The 9,921-nt window shown below is 55.2% G+C and carries 12 protein-coding genes and 1 tRNA gene; 3 read left to right on the top strand and 10 right to left on the bottom strand.

Annotation, left to right across the window (positions count from 1 at the left end; translation table 11 throughout):
- Nucleotides 1–5: 5 nt before the first annotated feature.
- The 8 genes from FVQ81_11520 to FVQ81_11555 all read right to left on the bottom strand — a co-directional run bounded on the left by FVQ81_11520 (nt 6) and on the right by FVQ81_11555 (nt 5,617).
- Nucleotides 6–560 carry a hypothetical protein gene (locus tag FVQ81_11520; protein MBW7997174.1) on the bottom strand — a complete coding sequence of 185 codons (555 nt, stop codon included), beginning with the start codon at nt 558–560 and terminating at the stop codon, nt 6–8.
- A 782-nt stretch (nt 561–1,342) separates the two neighbouring features.
- On the bottom strand, nt 1,343–2,005 hold the full coding sequence (locus FVQ81_11525) for a hypothetical protein (GenBank protein MBW7997175.1): 663 nt from the start codon (nt 2,003–2,005) through the stop codon (nt 1,343–1,345).
- A 32-nt stretch (nt 2,006–2,037) separates the two neighbouring features.
- Nucleotides 2,038–2,256 carry a hypothetical protein gene (locus tag FVQ81_11530; GenBank protein MBW7997176.1) on the bottom strand — a complete coding sequence of 73 codons (219 nt, stop codon included), beginning with the start codon at nt 2,254–2,256 and terminating at the stop codon, nt 2,038–2,040.
- On the bottom strand, nt 2,243–2,602 hold the full coding sequence (locus FVQ81_11535; GenBank protein ID MBW7997177.1) for a hypothetical protein: 360 nt from the start codon (nt 2,600–2,602) through the stop codon (nt 2,243–2,245). The genes FVQ81_11530 and FVQ81_11535 overlap by 14 nt, the downstream gene beginning before the upstream one ends.
- Complete coding sequence (locus FVQ81_11540; GenBank protein ID MBW7997178.1) at nt 2,568–3,941, bottom strand: ATP-binding protein; 1,374 nt, start codon at nt 3,939–3,941, stop codon at nt 2,568–2,570. The genes FVQ81_11535 and FVQ81_11540 overlap by 35 nt, the downstream gene beginning before the upstream one ends.
- A 34-nt stretch (nt 3,942–3,975) precedes the next feature.
- Nucleotides 3,976–4,461 carry a hypothetical protein gene (locus FVQ81_11545; GenBank protein MBW7997179.1) on the bottom strand — a complete coding sequence of 162 codons (486 nt, stop codon included), beginning with the start codon at nt 4,459–4,461 and terminating at the stop codon, nt 3,976–3,978.
- 190 nt (nt 4,462–4,651) lie between these two features.
- Entirely contained in the window at nt 4,652–5,206 is a 555-nt protein-coding gene (locus FVQ81_11550; GenBank protein ID MBW7997180.1) for a zinc ribbon domain-containing protein, read from the bottom strand.
- Nucleotides 5,207–5,344: 138 nt separating this feature from the next.
- On the bottom strand, nt 5,345–5,617 hold the full coding sequence (locus FVQ81_11555) for a hypothetical protein (GenBank protein MBW7997181.1): 273 nt from the start codon (nt 5,615–5,617) through the stop codon (nt 5,345–5,347).
- A gap of 52 nt (nt 5,618–5,669) precedes the next feature.
- Here FVQ81_11555 and FVQ81_11560 point away from each other — a divergent pair, with 52 nt between their 5' ends.
- On the top strand, nt 5,670–5,867 hold the full coding sequence (locus FVQ81_11560; protein MBW7997182.1) for a hypothetical protein: 198 nt from the start codon (nt 5,670–5,672) through the stop codon (nt 5,865–5,867).
- A gap of 612 nt (nt 5,868–6,479) precedes the next feature.
- Complete coding sequence (locus FVQ81_11565) at nt 6,480–7,559, top strand: site-specific integrase (protein ID MBW7997183.1); 1,080 nt, start codon at nt 6,480–6,482, stop codon at nt 7,557–7,559.
- Here FVQ81_11565 and FVQ81_11570 read toward each other — a convergent pair.
- Nucleotides 7,530–7,606 (bottom strand) — tRNA-Arg (locus FVQ81_11570). The two genes, FVQ81_11565 and FVQ81_11570, sit on opposite strands and share 30 nt — an antisense overlap.
- 496 nt (nt 7,607–8,102) lie before the next feature.
- Here FVQ81_11570 and FVQ81_11575 point away from each other — a divergent pair.
- Nucleotides 8,103–8,744 carry a PAS domain S-box protein gene (locus FVQ81_11575; GenBank protein MBW7997184.1) on the top strand — a complete coding sequence of 214 codons (642 nt, stop codon included), beginning with the start codon at nt 8,103–8,105 and terminating at the stop codon, nt 8,742–8,744.
- Between the two features lie 428 nt (nt 8,745–9,172).
- Here the strand turns inward: FVQ81_11575 and FVQ81_11580 are convergent, their stop codons facing one another.
- A complete protein-coding gene (locus FVQ81_11580; GenBank protein MBW7997185.1) occupies nt 9,173–9,838 on the bottom strand; it encodes an IS1595 family transposase in 666 nt (221 codons plus the stop codon).
- Nucleotides 9,839–9,921 lie beyond the last annotated feature (83 nt).

Here is a 9,921-nt window from a genome sequence, read left to right on the forward strand (position 1 = left end):
CGCCATCAACACTGACGGTTGTTAGAAAACCGCTCCACGGAGTTTCGAATCCACTTTGCGGCACTCGTCCGCCGCTGATACGCTGCGTCAATAGCGTCGAAAAGGCCGTCTTCAGTCTGCGGGTAGCCCATTACTCTAGCAAAGCAATCGCGCCCCGCAGCCTTGTCGGCCTCACTAAGAAGGTTGTCGTTGAGACGCTTCGGATAGGATCCGTCGTTCGAGGGATAGCTCGGCAGCTTGATCCCAAGCAGCCCATTCGGTGTTGTCTTTTCTCCGTGCCTGAGGGACGCTTGAAGTTCCCAATCGACATACCGACGTGCCCATGTGCATTTGCCCAACATGACCAAAGTAACTGTCGAATCGCTGAGGTACAGCTCCCGAATGCGGCGCATTACATAGTCGGTATCGGTGCTGTCGATAATGTCCTGACTCATCTCCTGACCAAGACCACGGGCAATTAAGACGTCCCCCTGGTGGTCAAAGTCCTGGACAAATTCATTTACTTCATCCTGGTCGGCGTGGTGGTAAGAGATAAAGCACTTCCTTCGAACAATCGCCATCGATCCAACCCCCTCGTATGACGCCCAAACCTATCGGTAGTTCCGATGGGATAATATCTACCACTTATTCAATTTACAAGATTAATCAGAAACTAAAAAGCCCAATCGGTAATTTCCGGCACCCGGCAAAGATGGAGCACCCCCGCGCGGCGTTGGCGTAGTCGTCATGATCGCCCGGTTAGTGATCGATCCGGCCCCCCGAACGACCAGGGTTATTAGCTGTTCCTGCAACTTGGGGACATCCAGCAACTCGACTTCGCTAGCGTTGATGGTGGGCTCTAGTGAATCGTACAAATCCGATTTGGTTGCCAGCAATGCGCAGACAGCCGCTTTCTAGCAGTTGCCCTTAGAAACGTAACTACATGAGCTCGGGCGGCGGCTCGAACGCGGCTGTAGCCCGAGCCTGCAGCTCCACAGCCAAGGAAATCGCTATCAGTTATGCGGTTTTTGGAAATCTCAGCGAATAAAGTCGGATAAAGAGAGTAAACGAGAAGCCCGATATACCAAGGGTCACTGGGGGCGGCGAATTGCGTTCAGACTTCGATTGTAACACTGTAGCTGACCCCCAACGATAGGTCGACCCGATTTGGTCCTCCACGACTGGCATCGGCGCGGAGCCGCCATTAGTTTGTTACACATCTTCGGAGGCGAGCATGTCGGAAGCCCGAATGTCAGATTACAGGCTTCATCGGCCCTGGCGATGCTCGAACTACCGGTCCAATGCGGGCGGTTGACCGGCGCAAGCCGTCCCAGCAGTTACCGGCGTCCGCTCGATCGCGTTGTTATGTTTCCAATATATAGCGGAGTAAGCGCTGTCCATACTCCGTGACTACATGGCGGAGGTCAGCTGCTCCCCGCCCAGTCATCATCACCTTCAGGCTACCAAGGTTCGTTATCCACATATCATTTAGTTGAGCCACTAAGTCTTCAATACGGGCATCGTCAAACTCGAGTAAGCGCTCTCTCAGAGTTTGAATGGGAGAGCCCATCATTCCTGGGTCTGAGCCCGGTTCTTGTGACATGATCTTTAGAACCCGAAGGTGATCCGGCTGTAGTTCTTCGAATGTACGTAGTAGGCGAAGCTGGTCATCATAGGACTCACCAGGAGCCTCGATGGCGTCGCTAAGGAAGGCCCTATACATCCGCCGCTTCTCTTCGCTACGCTCTTCACTAGCGCGGCGTAACGCCTGCTCAAGGAGATCTTCAAATTCCTCAGTTCGGACGTATTCTTCCGAGACCTCCGACTTGAACTCCGCCAAATCGGCGGCGACCCCTTCCAGAACCTCTCGAACCCGTCCGAGTTTTCGACCGAATGACATTCCACTGAGAACATTGCTTACTGGGCCGCCAATCCAGGGAACGGCACTGCCCACAAGCGATGCGATGTCGAGCGCCGTTTCAACCTTCGTCGGAGCTCGTATCAGCTCTTTGCCTTCATCTGTCATGACGTCTATCCGGTATCAGCGGCGGTTTCAGGCTATCCAAACCCAAACCACCGGCTAATTACTCCAAAAGCCCGCCTTAAGCTCCAGCCCTGAGTGGCTTCGATCGCTGCGAGGACAGCCTCATCATCGCGCGTCCGGACCAGTTCGTGCACATTCTCTTTGTCGGCTTCCAAGCCCAGCCGCTGGGCCAGCTTCATGAGAAAGGCCACCCGGAGCCGCCAGATTTGTGTGCGGAAGTCAGCTTCGGTCATCGGCTCTTCTGAACGTGTCGTCCAGAACCTCGAAATAGTAAAAATGTTCGCCGACCGCCCGCAAATGCTGCTTGTAGATCATCTTCTCTTCGTCCTTCGTGAGGTCAAAAACCCGCACGAAGAAGCGGCATCCTTCCTTCACGCTCCATTCGAAGACCGGCTTCGACATCACTCGGAACTGCCCAGGGCGCATCTCCTTCTCGAATACCATCGCCTGAAGCGGCAATTGAGCCTGTTCCGCCGCCCGATGGGGTAAGGCGTTAGCATTGCGACCGATGTGTTCTCTCTTGTGGCGCACCGTGACATAGCCCTCACAATGACCGAAACGATGGGGCAATAGTTTCAACCCAGCTCGGTAAAATTTTAAATCCGTCGAAAAGTATCAATACAGGGCTTGCAAGGGCGCAAGCAATTCGCGGTAGGTCAGTAACAAGTTCATCAGGTGTAGCAATCACCCTTACGGTACGACCTGGCGCGTGGCAGGTGTAGGGATGCCAATGAACCCCAGGATCGAAGTCACGAATTATCCTACCTGCGAGGCCCCACCAGGAGCACATGAAATGGATCGTTTGAGCATGGTGAAAGGATCGGGAAATCTCTCTTGCATGGGCAGAAAGCTCATATAGCTCCCGAACCAGGGTTCGCGGGGACAAGAAACTACCTGGTTCAAGCGGCACATCGTCTCCGATTTCGATGGTTTCCAGGTCCTCACGGTAAGGGCGAATGATGGTTGCTCGGCCGTCCATGGACAAACGCCAAAAATCAGGCAACGACCCGGTTTTACTCAACAAATTTGTTTCTAAGAGCTCGGCATTAATTTTTCCCATATCGTCAACGAGCACATAAGGTGCCAGTTCCGGAGTGGTAAAGGGATGAAACATGCTCCAACCGGTCCACACATCATTTTTTACCGCTTCATTAGATCGTTGGTGAACCACCTTGAAGTCGTCAAGATTGTGGATGGTCTCTCCCCCCAATTCTGAGATTGCATAGCTAAGCTGGTAATGGTTATCCGCAATCGAAACCGGCCATTCCTGTTCGCTCTGTTCAAGCAACTCGGCATACCGCTCGTGGCTGCTCTCGTGCCATTTCAGAATTTCGTCTTTCTCGACTCTCTGGTCAGAGGCTGGCCGCTGAAGGAGGTGCGAAATACTAGTGACGATGGCTTCCCGTTCGTTAAGGACGCAACGACGAATGATAGGCTGCCAAAGTTCTGGGCTATCGATAGGGATACTTTTCGGGCCTGGGCCGCGAGTATAATACACGCCCTTTCTAATACCTTGAGCGTTGCCGTGGTCATCATGCGGCCCACCCCTTTTGGTGCAAATTGGGGCCGCACCATGCGTGGGAACTCGAATTATCGGATAGAGATTACCGTCCTCAATCCGTTCGATAGTAACTACGTCGCAGTGGAATGGGGGGTCTAAGTATGATTCGACGATTCCCGCGATGATGTCCCTGTTGTAGCTGCTAAGATCATCTGGCCTTGGAGTGCTTGGGGTGCCGTCATCGGAAAAGCCAAAAATAAGATACCCTCCTCCATGGTTGGCCAAAGACGCTAAATGCTTTGCGATCTTGGCCTTTGCCAAATTGTCCGAAAGATTTACCCAGGACTTGAGCTCGACATCAGGAGTTTCTTGAGGATTGGCGATAAGTTCCTGGAGCTCCGAAACGATTTCAACCATTGACCATTACCCCTCCCCGTCCCGCCGACAATACCTACGCGGATTTTTTCACGGGAGTTGATCGTAAAAAATCTCGAACGGCCTTTCCACGTATATAGAACTTATTACCGGTAGCCGTTTCTATGACTAAGTTTGATTTCCACCAAGAAATTTCGGGATCACTAATTTCGTCAGGATGTTTGAGATATGAGCGCGATAAGTGAAACGATATCGCGCTACCCTGAGCAAGAAACGTCGGCCAATCAATGGTTTCGTCTTTGAAGAAGTTAACTTTTGTCTTTTTGTTTCCCAGACAATTTTCAAAGTAAATATAACTCAAAGTAAGAGCGAATAAACTAGAATTTCCAATATTGATGAAAAGATGATGATCTTGCGGAGTCCAATTTTCTTTAGGAGGTTCGTAGCGTACGGAAATATGGAGCCGCGCTCTATCTCGGGCGAGGGTCCAAACGGTATTGATGATTCCGAGGCCCAACCCAAGAAACGCTACCACGAGCGTGAATATGGCGATCGCGTCCATGCCGCCAATCGTGCCCCCTATTGTTGAAAAATGGAAGCCTTACTTAATATTTCAAGCGGCTCTAAATTTGGCACCGCCACTCAATGCACCGCTGCTAGAAGGGGACCCAGTGTTCGCGGGGCCTTTCGCCGTGCATCACTAACGAGGATTGAGAGATGAACGAAGAAATCAAACTGGGCGATTCGATGGGTTACAGAATGCCGAAAAACCCCAAGAGCCCAATGACGACGCCGGCTAGGAATGTAATGAAGCTACAGATTTCCAGTTTGATTATCCATTTTGCCTTTCTATCCACTTCCGGAATATGCAGCAGCATCGGCAAGGGGATTCTATTGGCGAGTTCAATGAGCCGATCATGTCTAAACGGAACAACGTCTCGCATCGTAAGGTGGCGAATTAAGACCCCGCCGCCAGCAAGGGCCAGCCCGATAGCGAAGGCGAAGGCCGGCCACTTGAGCAGGGCGACAGCACCTTCCATCTTTGCGCCGGCCAACGTGAAGACGATCAAGAGCGCGCCGGAGTTGGCGAACAACAGGAAGCGGATAAAGTCGCGATGCGCTTCCGTGGCGCAGGCGCCTATCACGTCAAATACATTGATCTCGCGGTCGAGAAGCCAACGGGGATCGTCGACCGGCAATACGGTTTCGTCGATCCCCTCCCCCCGGCGCGGGTGGCCGCAGTGGGGGCAGGTGTTTGCGGCTTCGCTCACTTGCTTCCCGCAGATTTCGCAGTCGATCAGGGCCATGGCCGTTTCTCCTCTTTACCGAGCATAGAAGGCTCTCCTATGTCCCGCAACATATCTTTTTCCATGACCACCGAACCAACGATTGAAAGTGGAAACGTAGTGTCTCACTGGGAGGGTTGAGAGATGGAAATGAAAAAATCATCCCCGACGCAAAGGGGGCAGCGACGGTTCGGCGTTGGTGACAGAGGTGCTCCCCGTGCTGGATATTTCGACGTCGGTGCGAAGAAACTGATTCACCGCAATGCGCTTGTCTTGGTACTGCCTGAACCCATTGATATCGACCAAGGCGGGCGGCGCGATACCGATCCTTTCGCCATCCTTATAAATCGCAACCGTGTTGCCAAAGATGGTGATGACGCCCATTTCCGCGATGGTTACGGCGGTAATGAAATGTTTCCACGTATCATGCATGGTCCTGATTATAGGGCCGATTTCCTGGCGCGCAAGGGAGGGAAGAACGAGCATGACGCCCTTGTTATTCGGAATCGGCCTTCGGCTCGTCGGGCTGGATCGGCAGGCCTGCGAGGACCTTATCAAGCTGATTGATCGCTGCGCCGATATAGTGCAAAAGGTCATTTCGGTGATCTGCAATGTCCAGGTCCAGTTCCGCGACCCTGCCGGTAAGAACGTCAATGAAGCGATAGGTAAGTCCGGCACGTAACGTGACATCATAGCCACACCCTAAAGAAAATCGACACTTCAAGAAAATTCCTGACCGACACGTAACGTATACGTATACGTGGTTGCGTCCCTCCTCCCCGTCCCCCGTAATCCTGCCCGTAACGTGCGAATCGACGTGCGTGAAGCGGATGGCGGACAGGAATGATGCGAGATTTCGGGTGGATCGGCGATCGGGCACGTAACGTGTCGGGTGCGCGCAATCCCGTTAACGTTAACGGGATTGCCGGCCGCGCCGGTCAAAAAAAATCACTTCCTCCGAAAATTCCTGCTTCGGGCGTTAACGTTAACGTTAACGGGTTTGACTGGGAATCCGGTCTTGGCCAATCTCGCCGTCGATTCGGGTTTCGATTCGAACGAATAGGCGAGGCATGACGGCGAACGTGACCATTCCACCGAAGCGATTCCTCAGCCGCACGGAGGCGGCGGAGTGGCTCGGGGTATCGGTGGATACGTTCATGAGATTCGGCATTCCCTATTGCGATCTCGGGCCACGTTGCCGGCGCTGGGACATCGTTGACATCGTCGCCTTCGCGGAGGACAACAAGAGGTGCGACAGCGCCCGAACCTCTGAGACACAGAGGAGACGGCAACCATGCGACTCTACAAACGCAAGAGCTCGCCCAAGTGGTGGGCCACCTGGTACGACCAGGACGGCAGACGCAGACGCAAGAGCACTGGGACTGAGGATAAGGAGCTAGCCCAGGCCCTTGCCGCCAAATGGCAACAGGAGAGCTTCATGGAACGACATTTCGGCGCGATGCCCGAAGTCCCGTTCCGTGACGCCCTCGTTCGTTACGGCAAGCAACGCCAGCGGGAGAACCCGCGAACCTACGCCGCAAGCACCCGCTACCGCCTGCAATGGCTGCTCGACCGGTTCGACGGCCTGGATATCAGCGAAATCACCCTTTCCGTCATCCAGGACTTCGCTGACGAGCGGTTGGAGCAGGTCAAGGAAGCCAGCGTCCTGAAAGAACTTTCGATGCTGAAGGCGATCCTCAACAAGGCCCATCGCGAAGGCAGGTTGATCGCGGTGCCGCCGTTCCCGAGGATCAAGCAACAGAAGGGACGGTGCCGTTGGATGACGGTGGACGAGGAACGGCGGCTGCTGGCCGCCGCCGCGTCCCACCTTCGCCCGTTGATCGCTTTCGCGGTCGATACGGGCGGAAGGCGGTCAGAGCTTCTCAAGCTGGATTGGCGGAATGTCGATCTGGAACGGGGCCTGATCACCTTCACCAAGACCAAGAACGGCGAAGACCGCTCCGTGAGGCTCACGGAGCGCGCTAGAGGGGTCTTGTCCGATTTGGGGCCTCAACCCTCTGGTCCCGTCTTCACCTACGCCGGGAAGGCCATTCTGGACCCGAAAACGTCCTTCGCCACCGCCCGGAGGAAAGCGGGGATCGAAGACCTCCGGTTCCATGACTTGAGGCACACGTTCGCCTCAAGATTGGCCCAACAGGGTGTTTCGCTCTACGAAGTGATGCACCTGACAGGGCACAAGAGCATGTCGATGGTCCAGCGTTACGCCCACCTGGCCCCAGACTACCAGGCAGGGGCCATCGCTGCCCTCAATGCCTATGGGCACGATTCGGGCACAGTGGACTTCAACGAGTCCTCAACAAAACCGCCTAACCCTTTGATAAATTGGCGCGCCCGACAGGATTCGAACCTGTGACCTCTGCCTTCGGAGGGCAGCGCTCTATCCAGCTGAGCTACGGGCGCCCCGGGGAGTCGGGACTGTATACGGATATGGTGGTCCGTGAAAGGCGCTTATACCAAGGGGCACTGATAATGACCCATAGAGATCGCCTCGGCGTCCCGCCGGGTAGGAGGAAAGCCGCCGGCGATGCGGTGACATCGTCAAGGCTTTTCGACGCCCTCCGGCGGCACGCCGAGGCGATCTCTATGGGTCATTATCAGTGCCCCTTGGTATTATGCGAGCTTTCCGTCTCACGCCAGGGTTTCGATCCTGGCCCCCTCGACGTCGAACACGGTTTGGCCCTGCACCGGCTGGCCCTGGAACAGGCCGATGGCGAGCCCTCCCCTGGCCCGCGGCGAAAGAGCGCAACACAAACCCGCCGCCAAGGGTATCGTTTTTTCTCCGGCCAACCGAGGTCCCGCCGGTGCCTCGTAATTAACCACAGGTTACAAGCCGGCCCATAAATGATCTACGTTATGGCAACCAGGGTATCCAGGCCACGAACAGGAGGCGACCCGGGTGAAAGCCGACGTGCACAACACGCAGGAAAATGACGGCACGACGACCGAGGTAAGCGAAGTGGGCGCCTTCCAGGTGGCGCCCGAGGGGCATTTCATCCGCGCCGACGGGGCGATGGCCCGGATTCTCGGCTACGACTCCCCGGAGGAGCTGATTTCGAGAATCACCGACATCGCCCGGCAGTTCTACTGGAACCCCAGGGAGCGCTACCGTCTCCTCGGCCGGTTGCTGGAGGACGGCGGTTTCAGGAACAACCGGGCGCCGGTGCGCCGCAAGGACGGCAAGGTCATCTGGGTCTCCGAAAGCGCCCGGGTGGTCCGCGACCGGGAAGGCGGCATCCTGTACTTCGAAGGCACCCTCCAGAACATCAGCCGGCACGTCCACGCCGCCCGCAAGACCCATCGCCGCGTCCCGGCCGCTCCAACCTTGCGGAGCGCCGAGCAGATCAGGCTGCTGTCCAAACGCGAGAGCGACGTCTACACCCTGCTGGTCAAAGGCAAGACCAACAAGATGGTGGCCGTCGACCTCGGCATCAGCGAGCGCACCGTCGAGTTCCACCGCGCCAACCTCAAGCGGAAACTGGACGTGACGTCGCTGGCCGAACTGATCGCCTTCGACGCCGGCGCCGTAACCGCCGCCTGATCCATATTGGGAATCGGCCCTAGGGCGTGTCCCCATGAATGACATCGCAATCAGATGTCAGCTTGCCTCACCGATGTCCGCTAAATGCTTGAAAGCAGACCTTCGGGCGGAGGTTTCGTCACTTCCGGGTTTAGCCAGAAGCGGACCTTATTTCTAATCGTGTATGCTGTTCCCCGAAAAACGAGATAGGTACGTAGAATGACGCTGATAATGTCATACCAGAAACAAAGTAATATTGTGATGCTCGGCGACCTGCTCCTATCGAACACCGACTATCCTCAGCAAACTCCTATATCAGTTCCTGCCCGGTTTGATGATCGCTTTCCAGTAAGCAATCTGAATTTGTCTCGTCTGGAGCAGAAGATAGTGATCTTAAATGATCATCTGGCAGCCGCTTGGGCGGGCAATTTTATAAGGGGCTGTCCTAGCTAAGGACGTTTTTGTCTCAGATTTACCCATGCTTTCAATTGGTTAAGCAGTTCTCGATGATCACCTCCGTTAAACCGCCATTCGCACTCCTTGAGGAACAGGTGAAAGCTCTGTTTCGGGACGCCATTGAAGCGCCGCAAGTGCCGCTTCGCCTGGTTCCAGAAGTTCTCGATCCCGTTGATGTGCTTCTGCTGGTCGACGAATCGCTCCGAGTGGTTGATCCGGACGTGGCGAAAGTCGGAAACATCCAGGGCATCATAGCTCGTAAAGCCGTCCGTGTAGACGACGCTGTCAGGCAGGATCATGCGTTCCATGATCGGCATCAGCGTGGCTGTCCGGGCATTCGGGATCATCACCGTGTAGACCTTCCCTCCGCGCTTCAACAGCCCGAAAACCGGGACTTTCCCACCTGCGCCCCGACCACGCTTGCCTTTGCGGGCGCCACCGAAATAACTCTCATCAACCTCGACCTCTCCGGCGAAGGGCGAAGCCCTTTCCATTTCCTCGGCGATCACCTTGCGAAGCCGAGTGTAAAACGAGGCCGCCGTGTTCCGGTGAACACTCACCAGTTCGCCTGCCGCTCGAGCCGTCGTGCCGGCGACGAAGTGCTCGATCAGCCGGCCTCGCTTCCAATCGCTGAGCCTGCTCTTCCTCTCGTACATCATGCCATCCTAGCCTAAGCAAGTCGCTTAGCTAGGACAGCCCCATAATTAAATCTATTTAATTATATACAGGTACCAATTAATAG

It is taken from the genome of Candidatus Glassbacteria bacterium (assembly GCA_019456185.1).
GTDB lineage: Bacteria > Gemmatimonadota > Glassbacteria > GWA2-58-10 > GWA2-58-10 > JAJRTS01.